18 protein-coding genes and 1 pseudogene are annotated in these 15,682 nt (G+C 48.1%); 9 read left to right on the forward strand and 10 right to left on the reverse strand.

From position 1 onward, the window contains the following. Positions 1–74 precede the first annotated feature (74 nt). A complete protein-coding gene (gene gloA / locus D791_RS04675; protein WP_036508422.1) occupies positions 75–467 on the reverse strand; it encodes a lactoylglutathione lyase in 393 nt (130 codons plus the stop codon). A 123-nt stretch (positions 468–590) separates the two neighbouring features. On the opposite strand from gloA, the gene D791_RS04680 reads away from it, so the two are divergent. From D791_RS04680 to ung, 6 genes are all read left to right on the forward strand, one after another. Next, positions 591–920: a phasin family protein gene (locus D791_RS04680; RefSeq protein WP_036508425.1), complete on the forward strand. Its 330-nt coding sequence runs from the start codon at positions 591–593 to the stop codon at positions 918–920. Positions 921–937: 17 nt separating this feature from the next. After that, positions 938–1,450 carry a flavodoxin gene (locus tag D791_RS04685; RefSeq protein WP_036508686.1) on the forward strand — a complete coding sequence of 171 codons (513 nt, stop codon included), beginning with the start codon at positions 938–940 and terminating at the stop codon, positions 1,448–1,450. Between the two features lie 62 nt (positions 1,451–1,512). After that, positions 1,513–1,953 (forward strand): c-type cytochrome, encoded by a 441-nt coding sequence (locus D791_RS04690; protein WP_036508428.1) that lies wholly within the window; start codon positions 1,513–1,515, stop codon positions 1,951–1,953. Between the two features lie 140 nt (positions 1,954–2,093). Beyond that, complete coding sequence (prfB, locus tag D791_RS04695; protein WP_089503603.1) at positions 2,094–3,188, forward strand: peptide chain release factor 2; 1,095 nt, start codon at positions 2,094–2,096, stop codon at positions 3,186–3,188. Positions 3,189–3,220: 32 nt separating this feature from the next. Beyond that, on the forward strand, positions 3,221–4,720 hold the full coding sequence (lysS, locus tag D791_RS04700; protein WP_036508431.1) for a lysine--tRNA ligase: 1,500 nt from the start codon (positions 3,221–3,223) through the stop codon (positions 4,718–4,720). 4 nt (positions 4,721–4,724) lie between these two features. Beyond that, positions 4,725–5,408: a uracil-DNA glycosylase gene (ung, locus tag D791_RS04705; protein WP_036508433.1), complete on the forward strand. Its 684-nt coding sequence runs from the start codon at positions 4,725–4,727 to the stop codon at positions 5,406–5,408. On the opposite strand, the gene D791_RS19970 is transcribed toward ung, so the two are convergent. From D791_RS19970 to rsgA, 8 genes and pseudogenes are all read right to left on the reverse strand, one after another. Beyond that, positions 5,344–5,661, reverse strand: coding sequence for a hypothetical protein (locus D791_RS19970; RefSeq protein ID WP_157682228.1), 318 nt, complete (start codon positions 5,659–5,661; stop codon positions 5,344–5,346). The genes ung and D791_RS19970 overlap by 65 nt on opposite strands. 173 nt (positions 5,662–5,834) lie before the next feature. Further along, positions 5,835–6,392: a FlgO family outer membrane protein gene (locus D791_RS04710; protein ID WP_051514198.1), complete on the reverse strand. Its 558-nt coding sequence runs from the start codon at positions 6,390–6,392 to the stop codon at positions 5,835–5,837. A gap of 10 nt (positions 6,393–6,402) precedes the next feature. After that, complete coding sequence (locus D791_RS04715; protein WP_036508436.1) at positions 6,403–7,074, reverse strand: hypothetical protein; 672 nt, start codon at positions 7,072–7,074, stop codon at positions 6,403–6,405. Positions 7,075–7,210: 136 nt separating this feature from the next. Next, the gene (gene ygfZ, locus D791_RS04720) at positions 7,211–8,245 is read right to left on the reverse strand and encodes a CAF17-like 4Fe-4S cluster assembly/insertion protein YgfZ (RefSeq protein ID WP_051514200.1); all 1,035 of its coding nucleotides are present in this window, start codon (positions 8,243–8,245) and stop codon (positions 7,211–7,213) included. A gap of 91 nt (positions 8,246–8,336) precedes the next feature. Continuing rightward, positions 8,337–8,465 carry a hypothetical protein gene (locus D791_RS21690; protein WP_337588602.1) on the reverse strand — a complete coding sequence of 43 codons (129 nt, stop codon included), beginning with the start codon at positions 8,463–8,465 and terminating at the stop codon, positions 8,337–8,339. 74 nt (positions 8,466–8,539) lie between these two features. Next, entirely contained in the window at positions 8,540–9,202 is a 663-nt protein-coding gene (gene asd / locus D791_RS04725; RefSeq protein ID WP_337588603.1) for an archaetidylserine decarboxylase, read from the reverse strand. A gap of 2 nt (positions 9,203–9,204) precedes the next feature. Further along, entirely contained in the window at positions 9,205–10,827 is a 1,623-nt protein-coding gene (locus D791_RS04730; protein ID WP_081763728.1) for an HDOD domain-containing protein, read from the reverse strand. Positions 10,828–10,863: 36 nt separating this feature from the next. Then, a pseudogene (rsgA, locus tag D791_RS04735) lies at positions 10,864–11,888 on the reverse strand (small ribosomal subunit biogenesis GTPase RsgA). Positions 11,889–11,984: 96 nt separating this feature from the next. Here rsgA and orn point away from each other — a divergent pair. Then, positions 11,985–12,527: an oligoribonuclease gene (gene orn, locus D791_RS04740; RefSeq protein ID WP_036508441.1), complete on the forward strand. Its 543-nt coding sequence runs from the start codon at positions 11,985–11,987 to the stop codon at positions 12,525–12,527. Here orn and queG read toward each other — a convergent pair. Then, the gene (gene queG / locus D791_RS04745; RefSeq protein WP_237748519.1) at positions 12,517–13,626 is read right to left on the reverse strand and encodes a tRNA epoxyqueuosine(34) reductase QueG; all 1,110 of its coding nucleotides are present in this window, start codon (positions 13,624–13,626) and stop codon (positions 12,517–12,519) included. The genes orn and queG overlap by 11 nt on opposite strands. Positions 13,627–13,685: 59 nt before the next feature. On the opposite strand from queG, the gene D791_RS04750 reads away from it, so the two are divergent. Both D791_RS04750 and tsaE read left to right on the forward strand, forming a co-directional pair. Further along, positions 13,686–15,215 carry an NAD(P)H-hydrate dehydratase gene (locus D791_RS04750; protein ID WP_036508444.1) on the forward strand — a complete coding sequence of 510 codons (1,530 nt, stop codon included), beginning with the start codon at positions 13,686–13,688 and terminating at the stop codon, positions 15,213–15,215. Next, positions 15,208–15,681, forward strand: a complete 474-nt coding sequence (gene tsaE, locus D791_RS04755) for a tRNA (adenosine(37)-N6)-threonylcarbamoyltransferase complex ATPase subunit type 1 TsaE (RefSeq protein WP_036508447.1) — start codon at positions 15,208–15,210, stop codon at positions 15,679–15,681. The genes D791_RS04750 and tsaE overlap by 8 nt, the downstream gene beginning before the upstream one ends. Position 15,682: the final 1 nt, after the last annotated feature.

Raw genomic sequence — 15,682 nt, forward strand, 5'->3', positions numbered from 1 at the left:
TTTAAATTATTTTAATGAACGAATAGTACCAAAAAAAACGCCTATCAACATCCGCCATAAGGCGGTTGTTCGGTTTAATCTTGGCGTTTAGGGCTCAAAAGCTCGATCATATAGCCGTCTGGATCACGGACGAATGCAAGAATGCTGTTGCCATGTTTCATTGGCCCGGCTTCTCTAACCACCTCTCCACCCTTTTCTTTGATGCGCTCACACGCGGCATAGACATCGTCGACCTCAATCGCGACATGCCCAAAGCCTGTGCCCAGCTCATAGGCGTCTGTGTCCCAGTTGTGCGTGAGTTCAATGGCTGAGTGTTTAGATTCGTCACCATACCCGACAAATGCCAGAGTGAATCGACCTTCGGGATAGTCTTTTTGTCGATGCAAGGACATGCCCAATACATTGGTGTAGAAGTCCAGTGACTTTTCTAAGTTGCCGACGCGAAGCATAGTGTGTAACAGTCTCATAAAGTGGCCTCTAACAAAATTAGGCAAGAGAATTCCAATGAAGCTTGCCAGAAAGAATAATTCACCGATAATTAAAGAATGTATAAGATACACCTAATTATATTTGATTGCAGGAGAGATGACATGTTTCAGGATATGACAAAATTTATGAATGAGTCGATGGAGCCGTTCAAAGATCTCGTGTCCATTCAAACTCAGATGTTTGAAGAGTTAAGTCGCCATCAAATGGAATGTACCAAGGCGTTTTTAGAAGCAACAATGCAGCAAACGCAAGCGATTCAAAAATGCAAAACACCAGCTGAGTTATTGGAGTTGCAACAGGCTTACGCGAAAGAGCTTGAGCAAACACTGAGATCTGCAAATGCGCAAAACCTTAAAGCCATGCAAGATGCTCGTGCGGCAGTCGAAAAACTGGCGTCGGGTTCGCTGACTCGTTTCACACAATATAAGTAATGGATACACATTGCAGCGTGGATATTGGTATTTTTTATGCGTCAACGACGGGCAATACGGAAGATGTTGCACATTTAATCGCTGAGCAATTGGGTGACGTTGCCCATCTGCACGATATTGCTCATGAAGGTGTATCGGCTCTTGGTAATTATCCTTGCCTCATTTTAGGGATACCCACGTGGGATTTTGGTGAGCTTCAGGAGGATTGGGCTGAGCATTGGCAGGCGTTGCAAAACATGTCCTTTGTGGGTAAACGTATTGCCCTATTTGGCTTGGGCGATCAAATAGGCTACGGAGAATGGTTTGTCGATGCAATGGGGATGTTAGCCGATGTGTTGTTGGAGAGGGGCGGTGAACTCGTTGCGCCTTGGTCTGTCGAAGGTTATAGCTTTGAAGCTTCAAAAGCACTAAATGCGGATGGAACGCATTTTGTTGGATTGGCGCTGGATGAAGACGGTCAGCATGCTGAGACAGCAGAGCGTGTTGCTCTGTGGCTTGATGAGGTATGCAAGGCTTTCGAAAAGATCTAAACTAAGGCGATATCAGTATAAACTGATATGGGTTTAACCTGAAAATGAAAAAGGATATTAATATGAGAAAGCTTGCAATGTCGATGTTGGCTTCGGTGGCTTTTGTGTCGGCGGGCCATGTAATGGCAGATGCTGATGCATCAATCGAATATCGCCAGTCCATTTATAAAGCGGTGAAGTGGCACATGGATCCACTGGGTGCCATGGCTCGTGGAGATAAAGCCTTTGACGCGGATGCCGCTCTGCATCATGCACGTCAGGTAGCCGCTTTGAGTTACATGCCACTAGAAGGGTTTGGTGAGGGTACTCAAGGGGGCGGTGCTAAACCTGAGATATGGAATAACTTCGAGCAGTTTTCGGCGGGTATGGAACGTTTTCAGGAGCATGCAGCCGAGCTAGTGGCGGCAGCTGAAAAAGGCGAATTGCAAGCACTGCGTCCTGCGGTGGGGCAACTTGGTCAAACCTGCCGTGCTTGTCACGACAACTTCCGCGAAAGACAGTAACGTTTCGTCTCGAATCTGGCTGGAATCTGTGGATTTTTCCTGCCAGATTTTCCCCTGTGTCCCTCTTCTATAATTCAAAGATTGATCCATTTCAGGTAAACTATGGGCTTTATTTGAACCCTGAGTCCGTAAGTTCTATCATGGAAATTAACCCTATTCTGAATAACCTCAAAGATTACGCTGAGCGCACGGCTACCTTGCGGCGTTATCTTGACTATGATGCAAAAAAAGAGCGTCTGGAAGAGGTTGAGCGAGAGCTCGAAAACCCCGATGTATGGAGCCAGCCCGAAAATGCGCAGCAATTGGGTCGTGAGCGCACGGCTTTAAGTCATACAGTACAAACGCTTGATCAATTGTCTTCAGGCATTGCCGATACGCGTGATTTGCTGGATTTAGCCTTTGAAGAGAAGGATGAAGAGATCCTTGCCGAAGTGTTGGCTGATGTCGAGGCGCTCGGTGTGCAGTTGGCGGATCTGGAGTTCCGCCGAATGTTCTCTGGTGAGGCGGATGCCAACAATGCATTCTTGGATATCCAATCAGGTTCGGGGGGCACAGAAGCTCAGGATTGGGCCAATATGATGCTGCGCATGTATTTGCGTTGGGGTGAAGATAAGGGGTTTAAAACCGAACTGATCGAAGTATCAGATGGGGATGTTGCCGGTATCAAAAGTGCGACGATTCGCTTTGAAGGCGAGTACGCATTTGGCTGGTTAAGAACAGAAACAGGGGTGCATCGTCTCGTCCGTAAATCGCCTTTTGACTCAGGTGGTCGACGCCATACGTCATTTGCGTCCGTGTTTGTGTCGCCAGAAATAGACGACAATATTGAGATTGAAATCAATCCTGCCGATCTTCGCGTCGATGTTTACCGAGCCTCAGGTGCGGGTGGTCAGCACGTTAACCGAACAGAATCTGCGGTGCGAATTACACACGAACCTTCAGGAATTGTGGTTCAAAGTCAGTCAGCTCGTTCACAGCACCAAAACCGTGACGTCTGTATGAAGCAGTTGCGCTCTAAGCTATATGAAATGGAAATGTTAAAGCGTAACGCTGCGGCACAAGAGCTCGAAGACTCAAAAGCCGATATTGGCTGGGGAAGTCAGATACGCTCCTATGTGTTAGATGATCAGCGCATTAAAGATCTTCGAACCAATGTGCAAACCTCGAATTGTGACCGCGTTCTGGATGGTGAACTGGATTTGTTCATTGTTGCCAGCTTGAAAGCCGGTCTTTGATTGAATTTTTAGATAGCTAGGGTAATTACTTCATGTCTGAAGTTACACAAGATGATAACCGCCTTATTGCTGAGCGCCGCGAAAAACTCACCGCGCTTCGTCAACAGGGCAATGCTTTTCCAAATACCTTTCGTCGTGACAGCTATGCTGACGACTTGCAAGTGGCCTATGGTGCTAAAACCAAGGAAGAGCTTGAAGAAGAGGCCATAACCGTAGCTGTCGCCGGACGGATCATGTTAAATCGAGGCGCTTTTATCGTGCTCAAAGACATGACCGGTCGCATCCAGTTGTATGTCAATAAAGAGGCGAGAGCCTTCGCTAAGTCATTGGATTTAGGCGATATTGTCGGCGTTAAGGGGATTTTGCATAAGTCCGGTAAAGGCGACCTTTACGTTGATATGGCAGAGTTTCAGTTGCTGACCAAAAGCTTGCGTCCATTGCCCGAAAAGCACAAGGGTTTACAAGACACCGAAATGCGTTACCGTCAGCGTTATGTCGATTTAATTACCAACGACTCGTCGCGTAAGGTTTTTGAAACTCGCTCTAAAATCGTTGCAGGTATTCGTCAGTACCTGATTAATCGTCGCTTTATCGAAGCCGAAACCCCTATGCTGCATGGCATACCGGGTGGCGCGACAGCCAAGCCATTTGTGACGCATCACAATGCCTTGGACTTAGAAATGTATTTGCGTATAGCCCCAGAGCTGTATTTGAAGCGTTTGGTCGTGGGCGGTTTCGAGCGTGTGTTCGAGATTAATCGAAACTTTAGAAATGAAGGGCTATCAACTCGTCATAATCCTGAGTTCACCATGATTGAGTTTTATCAGGCCTATGCGGATTATCATGATCTCATGGATTTGACTGAGGATATGTTGCGCACCTTGGCTCAGGATATTCTGGGTACGACGACGATTGTGAATACTGTTCGCAATGAAGACGGTGATGTGTTGGAGCGTTTTGAATACGATCTTTCTAAACCTTTCCGTCGCATCAGTGTGTTTGATTCTATCCTTCATTACAACCCTGATATAGCGCCAGAAGCCCTGTCTGATTTGCATGCTTCACGTCAAATAGCGGAGCGTTTAGGGATTAGCCTTATGGATAACTGGGGGCTGGGCCGTGTGCAAATGGAGATTTTTGATAAAACGGTTGAGCATCATTTAGATCAGCCGACCTTTATTACAGAATACCCAACCGAGGTCAGTCCTTTAGCGCGTCTAAACGATGAAAACCCTCATGTAACCGATCGATTTGAGTTTTTTGTCGGTGGACGTGAGCTTGCTAATGGTTTCTCTGAGTTAAATGACTCAGAAGATCAGGCAGAGCGTTTCCGTCGTCAAGTCGAAGAAAAAGATGCAGGTGATGATGAAGCCATGCATTACGATGCGGATTACATCAATGCTCTAGAATACGGTCTTCCGCCAACAGCGGGTGAAGGTATAGGGATTGACCGTTTGGTGATGCTGTTCACAGATTCACCTTCGATTAGAGACGTTGTTCTCTTTCCTGCGATGCGTCCTCGGAGTCAATAGTCGAATGGCATTGGAAAAAGCACCTGAGTGGAAAGTTTATTTGGACGATGAGCTGCAAAAGCCCTATATGCAGGCGCTAAAGCAGTTTTTGCGTGCTGAAAAAGATGCCCATAAGGTGATTTTTCCACCTTCCAATGAATGGTTTCATGCATTGGAAGCAACCCCTTTGTCTCAGGTGAAAGTTGTGATTCTGGGGCAGGACCCTTACCACCAGCCCGGTCAAGCGCATGGATTGTGTTTTTCGGTTCGGCCCGGGGTGAGGGTGCCTCCGTCTTTGCAGAATATCTACAAAGAGCTGCAAGCAGATCTTGGCGTTAGGCCTGTTTCACATGGCTATCTAGACACTTGGGCAGAGCAGGGAGTGCTTCTGCTCAACAGTGTGTTAACCGTCGAACACAGCAAAGCGAATGCGCATCAGGGGCAAGGCTGGGAGGCTTTTACCGACCGTATTATTGGGTTGGTGAATGAGCAGCGTGAAAACGTTGTCTTTATGCTCTGGGGGAGTTATGCGCAAAAAAAGGGAAGTGTGATCAATTTAAATAAGCACTTAGTGCTTAAATCACCTCATCCATCGCCTTTATCCGCGCATCGTGGTTTTTTGGGATGTCGTCATTTTAGTCAGGCTAACCTTTATTTAGAGCAACACCATCAAGCGCCGATAAACTGGCAGCTACCTGATAGTGTTTAATCTGTAAATCGTCTCTAATCAGCTTTTGGCGCTGCTTCCGATAGTTTCCTAATCGGCCTGCGAGCATGAGAATATTCTGCATGGCTTGCTGAGGGAGGGCCGTCATAGGCGTATTCCATAAATAAAAAAGCAGATCGCTAATGATTTCTTCAGCGAAGCCTTCTGAGCCAAAGCGGCCGCTTAAATAGGCGTGTATTTCATCATAGTGATACGACAGGTATTCCGATAAGTCACAAGCTGTTTGTTCGGTCATGATGAGAGCTCCAGTTGAGTGATTACCCTCATACTATTACTATTGATAATTATTATCAATAGCATTAATAGTAATTTGTAGGGTTAAAAAGAGGGCATTTTTGAGATCAGGGTGTCAGTGAGAAGCAAAAAAAACCAGAGACATTGCTCTGGTTTTTTTGATGAAGGCCTATCTTAGCGTCTAGGTAGCATGCTTCGAATGTCGCGATTGATCGGTAGGCTGAAGTTATGTGAGCCTAAGATGACATTATCGGCTGTGCGAACGACACGTACGTTAACATACAAGTGCGTTCCGCCAACGGCATAAGTACCGACAAGAACCGCCTGAGCATTGTGTGAGCTCGATAGGTGGCGAAGTTCTCTGGAAAGCATCAATTCGCCCGTTCTTTCTTGAATGAACAGGCTATCACGCATTTTCACCTCAACAACAGGCACTCCAGTGCGTGCAAGTTCAGATGTGAAGACTTCAGCCGCTTGACGACCGAACGTTGAAGATTGTTGCAAGTCGTCAATGCTCGCAAAGCTGGCCGTTAGCACAGGTTGGCTAATATCAAGCGGAGCTGTGACTGCAAAAAGATGCTTGGACGCTTTACGCAACTCACCGACAACATCCACTTGAACGTCTTGGCTTGCCGCATTTACAGGGCGATTACTGCTACACCCAACAGCAAAAAGCATAACCAAAAACAGGATGGCTGCTTGCGGCAACGAAGGAATTCCAATTCTTTTCATTAGGTACTCCTTACCAATTATTCGTTAAGTTAACAGTGCGAGTGGGTGTCACACGGCGAGATTGATAGTGATCATGGTCACCGCCGTTGATGTAATAGATGTTAGAGGTTGAATATAAAATTCTGTCTCTATCTGTTACTTGCGTGGTGATAATCACTTCCTGATCGCTTTTGCTGGTCCAGTTACCGCTAAATAGGTCGGCAGTGGCGGCAAGAGGGATTAGGGTTAACGCTGGCTCGCTGAGTTTGTTGTACGGAATCGTTGCGACGGCAATCCCTGCGGTTAGCGCTGTTAATGCGCCTTGAGGTGCACGAACATAACCACGATCTTTGTGTTTGACGGCTTGTACCGTGAAACTCACACTTAAACTGTTTGCCTCGGTTGTTTTAACGCTGGCTCCACGGCTAACCAGATGACTGGTCAGAAGCGATCCAAACGCTTGAGTGAACTGGCTCGTAGCTTGATCTTCACTAATGTAAAGGGGTCTAGCCAGCAGAAGTTCATTGCTCATTATCTGCTCAGCTTGGTGCATCGCCAACACATCCCAATGATGGGCGGCTTGCATTTTTTGCTGCGTAGTTAATGGATAAGTAGTGGCAATCGGTGCTTGGGAGGTCTGTACATTAAAACATCCGCTTAACAGAACAGAACCTAACGCGATTAGAGAAACCTTCCGGATCATGGTTAACGCTTCCTTAAAATAAGTTCGCTTGCTGACGCAATCAGAGTGAGACTTGATTAAGTGTAATTGAATTATTTCCAACTTGCACTGTCAAATTCACGTTAAAAAGCGCTAAAAATGCGTTTTTTTTATTTTTTTAGCGCTTGCTCTCAAAGAGTCTAGGGTCTAGCTGATACGGCAATTCTAAAAGTGATATGGGCTCACCTGTTGGAAGGAAAAGCTGCTCATTTTCGGCGCTTACTTTGTTAATGACCGCCAATAGCTCATATTGGCTTTCATAAGCGTTTGAAGCGGCTATTACCACTTGACCCACCCCCTCTTTAGAGTCGCTATTTATCAGACTACCAGGAAGCGGTGCCTGTTTTGCGGTGACCTTTGCGCGGTACATGGGTTTTTTAAGTTGCCCACGGTGTTGCAAGCGCGTCACAATTTCTTGCCCTGTATAGCAACCTTTGTTGAAGCTAATGCCTTTAAAAACCTGCAGATTGACCATTTGTGGGATGAAGCTTTCTTGTGTTTCCGGCCGAATATCCGGCAGACCTTGTTCTATGTCCTGCAATATCCATTGCTCAGTTGGCGCCGGTGAGGCCAATGTTAGGACCTCGGGTAGTAGGCTGACCAGTGTCTCGGTTGTTGCCCAGAGCTCATAACGATTTCCAGGAGTCCGTGTCAGGGTCCAATCGGCATGGCGTATGAACGAGCCTTCTTCCATGGCAAGGGACTGTCCGAGGCAGTGCTCTAAACAGGCAAGTGCCGATGCGCCCGAAAACCCCAAGCCTGAGTGAGATTCAAAGAGCGGTTGCAGGCTAACCTTGGAAAAAATACTGTACTTTTTAAGTAGCTTGAAACCCGTATCCGCCATATCGTGTTGCACGCGTAACCAATAGCCTTGAGCCGGGGAGCGCATAACACGATACAGGCTGACAATATGCCCCTTGATGTTGCAATGGGTCCCTAGGCGGCTACCGTCTTGATCCACTTCACGGAGATCGCAGCTGAGCTGACCCTGAAGAAAAGTGTGCGCATCAGGGCCTTCAACAGACAGTAATGTTTGATGAATAAGTGGCGTAACACAACAGTTTGATGATGAAGCGGGCTGCTCACACTCAAACAATCCGTTTACAACGCTACCATTGAGATGGCTCAACAAGACATGCTGTGATAAATCCATATTGTCCAAACACTCTGCTCGTTTATTGGAAGTAACTCATACTATTTTAGACAGATTCTGATGGACTATCATCAGATAAAATGCATGGATATTAGGTGTTCACGGATGTTTTGAACTGTGCAATAGGCTTACCAAGTTGAACAGGGCTGTTGGCCTTGAGAGCATCCGCCCATTCAATTGCATTTTCTCCAAACAATAAAATGACGGTAGAACCTAGCATAAAACGCCCCATTTCTTCGCCTTTTGCTAAATTAATCGGCGGTGAAAATTGTCGATCTAGGATTCTAGGTTGTTTCAGAGGTGGAGCACTTGTCCTTGCCAGACAACCTCAATGCCTGCAACGATCATGGCACCGACTAATACCATGGCCATGGGGCCGATTTCAGTGTCAAAAAGGGCCACTAAACGCTCATTGCGCGCGAACAGCTGATCAACCTCTTCGGCGGTGGTTTGATTCACTGAGTATAAATCGCCGGGGATGTAAACCGTCTCTTTTAATACGCCGCTAATCGGCATATGGACTCGGTGGTAATCTCTCGGCGACAGGTAAATGGTTGCAAAATCACCGTTGATGAAAGGCTGAGCACGTGATTCATCGCCGCCTAACAGCGTGGTTACCCCATAGCTACGTCCTTTGGCTTGGAAAACGCGGCCATGCTCAATCTTACCTATTTGACTGATGGCACCATCCGCAGGCGATGCGATGCTCAGCGGGTTGGTATCAATGGGGCGAGCATCAGGCTTGAGTGCGCGAGTAAAAAAGTCATTAAAGCAGGCATAAGCATCGATGTCTTCTACCAGTGCATCTTTCATGTCTATCGCATACTGCTTATGAAACCAGTGGATAAAACGTTTCTTAACCCAAGGTGTTTTACAATTTGCCAGAGATCCGACGAGGCGCGATAAGCAATGTTGAGGCACTAGTTTTTGGAAACCGATAAAAAGAGCTTTGTTCACATTCAGTCCTGTTTCATATATTTCATGGCTAGGGTCGCTGAGGAGCACAGATAGCGAAAGCGTTCGCAATAAAAGTCTTCCAGTTCAAGCGAATTCGGTATTCTGTCAGCATAGACTATGCCGATAGGGGTTTTGTTGCAAAAAATCGACATCACGATGAAATCACTCGGCGAAATATGCCTTAAAAAGTCATGGGGAAGCGCTTGGTGTGTTTGTTGGCGGTTTGACTTTTGACACACGTGATTGGCTGGCTTTTCACAGAGACGTTTCAGTAGCGAAGGGATGTCATAGGCCATCTCGAACGCCGCCACTTCATGGTCTTTGCCAAACCCGACCTGATAGCTGGTTTGGATGCGATTGTTGGGGATGTCCACCGAAAGCAACAAGACCCTTTCGAGTCCCAGCCCTAGCTTTAGTCCCTTCAATAAATCCTTTAAGACCTGTGCAGGGCGGCTGTAACCGCTATCGGCTGAGTGAAACTGGGTAGCAATGTGTTTATAAAGTTCGGAATCAGCGAATTCGGGAGTAGGTCGCTCCTGTGTGGTGTCTACCTCAGAGGTTGGAGGTATGGGGGTGGATACGGGTATCGTAAAGGGTGGGTACAGTGATTCGGTTTGTGCCTTTTCTGTGATTGAAAACAAGCCTGGAATATAGGGGGTTGAGCTGATCCATAACAACTCTGTGGCTGGCGATAGGACGCCGGGTAGATGATACTGTCGAGCGGATTCAGCACATTGGGCGTGCAAGCGTGCTTGTGCTTCGTATCCTCGAAGTTGCAAGTAATCAGTGATAATCTCAAAAATCCGTTTCGCTTTATCACTATCCCACCCCCTTGTCGTTGTGAGTGATAGCCAATTGCTCAGTTTCACTGGGAAGAAGGGTTGTTGAATCAAATGGTTAACTTCTCTAAGGTCCTTTATCTCCAAACGCGCATCTCCCATGGCCTTAAGATGCAAAAGGCCGAGCAATGAGGACGTGGGGGATGAATCGTGGTTTAACGCCTCAAGTGTCAGTTCGGGTACATGTAAAAGAGCGCCTAGCTTTTGCCCCAGTTCTTGCAGGGTGCAGCCGAACACATCGTGCTCTGCGAGTACGACATCCTGATTGTGTTTGTACACTTTTTCTTGATAGGCCTCTTTGTGAAAAGGGGCGTATAGCCACATGAGCCAATGAATAAAACCATAGAATAAAGAGGCCATTTTGGCTTCTTCGCGATAGCTTGCATTGCGTAAGTGCAACCAGTCCGCCACTTGCGTCGCGGCATGATGGCTGTCTGCAATCGCTCTAAAGTACATCTTTTGCGGAGTACTGTTTGGGTTCAGTTTTAAAATGGTTAAACTTGCGACCAATTGCTCGATTCGGTCAAATCCCAGTGCCTGCACAGCATGGCTCAAACTGGTGACTTTGGCATGACGGCTTGCCAGCAGTCGCTGTGCTTCACAGCATAAATGGAAGCACAGTACGGGATCATGGCTAATAATGGGCGGCAAGGTAACTAATGTGCTGGAAGGGCTGTGTAAGGCCTTTTTTAGTCGGGTAAGTGTGCTAGCACGGACGGGGAGTGGCTTGTCTGCTAAGAAGGAGAGCCACTCGTCTACGCCTTTTGGCGACACTGTATTACTCATAGTTGACGATCCCGTTCGTGCACATAATCGCTCAGTTTATAGTTTTTCATCAACAGAGTTAAGAATCATCTTGTAACTCTGGAAGCGTTGCTCGGTGATGTTGCCTTCCTCAATGGCTTGCTTCAGTGCACACCCGGGTTCGCGCTCGTGTTGACAGTCCCTAAAGCGGCAATGCCCGACGTAAGGGGCAAATTCCCGAAAGCCCTCAAGAACCTCATCTGGGCTCATGTGCCATAGCGCGAATTCGCGGATACCTGGCGAGTCAATTAAGTCACCGCCGTCGGGTAAGTGAAATAATCGCGCGGTTGTCGTCGTATGCTTGCCTTTACCACTTTGCTCAGACAGTGCACCTGTTCTCAGGTCAACACCTGGAAGTAGCGTATTGACTAAGGAGGACTTCCCTACGCCGGATTGCCCAACAAATACGCTAATGCGTTCATCAAGTCTGGCCTTGAGTTCGACAAGCCCTTGGCGTTCAGTGGTCGAGGCATGCAATATGGTATAGCCAATGTCTTGATAAAGCGCTAGCAGGGGCTCCAGCCAAGCACGATTAAGATCGTTGAGGAGGTCGGTCTTGTTGAGCAGCAGAATCGGTTCAATGCCCGAGATTTCGGCTGCAATCAGGTAACGATCTATCAGGTTGGCGTGCGCTCTGGGTTCAGGTGCCAAGGTGATAATGATTTGGTCGATGTTGGCCGCAACCGGTTTGAGTTCGCGTGATTGTTCGGTCTTTGTAATTGGCTGTGTCGAGGTCTTACAGCAACCACCACACCGCCATCAGGGGAGGCACGCCATACCACTCGGTCCCCCGTTACAAGCTGTCCTAAATGAGTGCGCATGTGGCAGCGAATAATGCGCCCTGCGTCATCCCCGTCCAGAGCTTCAACATCCAGTTGTTTGCCAAAATGGGAAATGACGAGTCCGTTTTGTTCAACGCCTAACTCACCGCCTTCCAAGCGTTCATCGATGAGCGTGTCGAGTCGATTGGCGCGTTCTGTACGCTCTTTCTGGATTTTTTCAATTCGCCATGATTGACGGCGCGATACTTTACGTTTGGACATGCTGGTTTAAGTTGGTTCCTGACGATATTTTTCAAAGTCTGAATAAGGTATTCTAATCTTAGATAAATATACAGCTTTATATCAGGAGTCGAACACATGTCGCAGCAGCAACCACTACTCTGGATTGATTTGGAAATGACGGGGTTGGATCCAGAGCGGGATCGTATTATTGAGATGGCGGCAATTGTGACCGATAACGATTTAAATCTCATTGCTGAAAGCCCAGTGATTACCGTCTATCAACCGGATTCCTTGTTAGCCCAGATGGATGAATGGTGTACGCGCCAGCATGGGCAGTCAGGTTTGACGCAGCGTGTGAGAGAGAGTCAAACCACCGAGAGCATGGCGCAAGAGCAAATGCTCAGTTTCTTGAGTGCGCATTCCACAAAAGGGGCTTCGCCTATGTGTGGTAATAGCATTGGGCAGGACCGCCGCTTTTTGTGTAAGTACATGCCAGACCTCGAAGCGCACTTCCATTACCGTAATTTAGATGTGAGCTCAATCAAGGAGCTGGCAAAACGTTGGAAGCCTTCCATCATGGATGGGTTTAAGAAAAAGGGAACGCATTTGGCCCTGGACGACATTCGCGAATCCATTGAAGAGCTGCGCTACTATCGCCGTCATTTTTTTAGGTTATAAGGTCGGGTTTGGGGGCTTTAGACGCCAGTTCGTTGAGCGCCCATTCAATATGCTCTTGTACCAAGGGAGAGGCAAGGGGATAGCGCTCGTTTAAGGCTTTTATAATGCGAGGGTTGCCGGAGCTGTTGCCCAGTGCGACGGCAATGTTTCGCTGCCAGCCTTCAAAGCCAGTTCGGCGGATGGCTGAGCCCTCAGTGCGTTTTAAAAATGTGGCTTCATCCCATTCAAACAGCTCGATGAGTTCGATGTCGTCGAGTCCGTGTCTGGGTTTAAAGTCATCCTCTTGGCTGTGTTTGGCAAACCGATTCCACGGGCACACGAGTTGGCAGTCATCGCATCCAAAAATACGGTTGCCCATTAAGGGGCGAAGCTCTGTAGGGATGCTGCCGCGGTACTCGATGGTTAAGTAAGAAATACAGCGTCTGGCATCCAAAACGTAAGGCTTAGGGAAGGCGCGAGTAGGGCAAATGTCCAAACAGGCCGTGCAGCGTCCACAGTGTTGCTCTGTTTCGGGAGGGTCAATTGGTAAGGGGAGGTTGATAAATAACTCACCCAAAAAAAACCAAGACCCGGCTTTTCGGTTGAGCAGTAAAGTGTGTTTTCCTATCCAACCAAGGCCTGCATTTCGTGCAATCGGACGTTCCAATACAGGTGCGCTGTCTGTAAACGGGCGAAACGACACTTCATGGCCTGTGGATGTTTGAATTTTGTTGCCGAGTTGCTTGAGGCGTTGGCGAATCAGTTTATGATAGTCTCTACCCAGAGTGTAGCGCGCAATGTATGCTTTGTCGGGTTGAGAGAGCAGTTCAAGCGTTTTGATATCAGCAGGTAAATAATCCATTCTAACGCTAATAATGCGTTGAGTGCCCGGCACTAATAAGGATGCATCTAAGCGCTTTTCAATATTCTCAGACAGGTAGTGCATCTCGCCATGCATGCCTTGGTCCAACCACTCAGTTAGCGACGTCTGTTCTTGAGATAAGTCTGTGCCCGTAATTGCGCAGCCTTGAAAGCCGATTTCAGACGCCCAGATTTTTATTTGATCTGCTAATTGAGCTAAATCGTTGGTCAAGTCTTGATGTAAAGAAGCTGAAATCACTGGTTCCGTCTGCTATGCATGTCAATATATCGATAGATTACTCAGGAGGCTTGAGCGATATGAGCGCCCAGCGAACCCGATTGCCCAACACATTATACACGGCTGAGCAGTGTCGTGCGTTGGATCATACTGCAATTACGGAATATGGCATCCCGGGTTTTCGGTTGATGCAGAGAGCGGGGCATGCTGTTTTTGCTGAAATCCGAAGACGGTGGCCGGATGTCAATCGTTTAACCCTTGTGTGTGGTACAGGCAATAATGGCGGTGACGGCCTGATTGTTGCGGGGTTGGCGTTTCAGCAAGGTTGGCAGGTTCAGGTGTTGACGCTAGGTATTACGCCTTATCATGAGCAACTGCAAGGGGAAGCCTTGCAAGCTTGGGAATGGGCGAATGCGTTAGGCGTGGTGACGCGCCCCTGGAGTCCAATGGTGGAATTTACGGGTGAACTGATCGTGGATGCGATTTTAGGTACCGGAATCCAGGGCGAGGTTCGCGGCGCTGTGCGAGAAGCGATTGCAAAAATCAATGCCTGTCACCGTCCGGTGGTGTCTGTCGATATCCCGTCTGGTTTGTGCAGTGATACGGGGAAATGCATGGGGGAGACGATAGCCGCATCGCTCACCCTGACCTTTATTGGATTAAAACAGGGATTGTTGACGCATCAGGGGCCGGATGTGCGGGGCGAGCTGTTATTCGACAGCTTAATGGTGCCAGAGGATCTCTATGAACAAATCCCTGTGAGTGGGTTTAGAACCGATGCAGAGGATTTATCAGACTTGTTGCCCGCACGCCCCTTGTCAGCCCATAAAGGGCATTATGGGCATGTGTTGGTTGTGGGTGGGGATCATGGCATGGGCGGTGCTGCAATGATGGCTGCCGAAGCGGCGCTGCGGTCAGGCAGTGGTTTGGTGTCATTGGCGACGCGCTCGGCTCATGTGAGTGCTGCCTTGGCGCGTACGCCTGAAGTGATGGTGTTGGGGGTGGATGCCTCGGCACGTCTTCAGCCTATGCTAGATCGCGCCAGTGTGGTTGTGTTGGGGCCAGGGCTTGGCAGCAGTGCTTGGGCTGATCAATTGGCACAGGCGGTCATGAGCCGTCCGCATCCCTCTGTGATCGATGCGGACGCGTTAAAATACCTGCAGCCGTATCGCCATTCTCCAGCGCAAGCACGTGCGAGAGTCTTAACGCCTCATCCAGGTGAGGCCGCTCAATTGCTGGACTGCTCAGTCGCTGATATTCAAGATAACCGCTTTGATGCAGTGCGCTTGCTGTACGAGCGTTTTGGTGGTGTGATTGTCTTGAAAGGTGCAGGAACTGTGATCTTCGACGGAGATGTCGTGCATGTCTGTGCCGAAGGCAATCCAGGCATGGCATCCGGTGGAATGGGTGATGTGTTGTCAGGCATTATCGCGGCATTTCTTGCGCAGGGATTGTCGCCAGTCGATGCGGCTCGTTTAGGGGTTTATACCCATGCGAGATCGGCCGATCTATGTGCCTTGCAGAGTGGGCAGCGAGGTCTGAGAGCGACGGATTTATTTAACCAAATTAAGTATGTTGTCAATGGGTTGGAGTTGGGTGAACGTGTCTGAGAATGCATTTATCGCGGCAGATGATCAACAGACGGTGGCTTTCGGGCAGGTGTTGGCAAATGCAGCAGTTGACGGTGGAATCGTGTTTTTACACGGAGATTTGGGGATGGGTAAAACAACCTTGTGTCGAGGTGTCATCCAGGCATTTGGGCATACAGGTGCGGTTAAGAGTCCAACCTATACGCTGGTTGAGCCTTATGAATTTCAAAATAAATGCGTGTACCATTTTGATTTGTATCGGTTAGGTGACCCTGAAGAGCTTGAGTTTCTGGGAATCCGGGATTATCTGGTAGACGATGCCTTGTGTCTGATTGAGTGGCCCGAGCGGGGGCAGGGAATTCTACCCCCAGCAGATCTTGAAATTTTTATAGAGATATTTGAGCAAGGACGTCGTATTAAATGGTCAAAAAACACTCAGAAAGGGTGTATGATAGCCGATAGAATAGTAAATGAATTGAAAGGGTAAG

This window comes from Nitrincola nitratireducens, assembly GCF_000585235.1.
GTDB classification, from domain to species: Bacteria; Pseudomonadota; Gammaproteobacteria; order Pseudomonadales; family Balneatricaceae; genus Nitrincola; species Nitrincola alkalisediminis.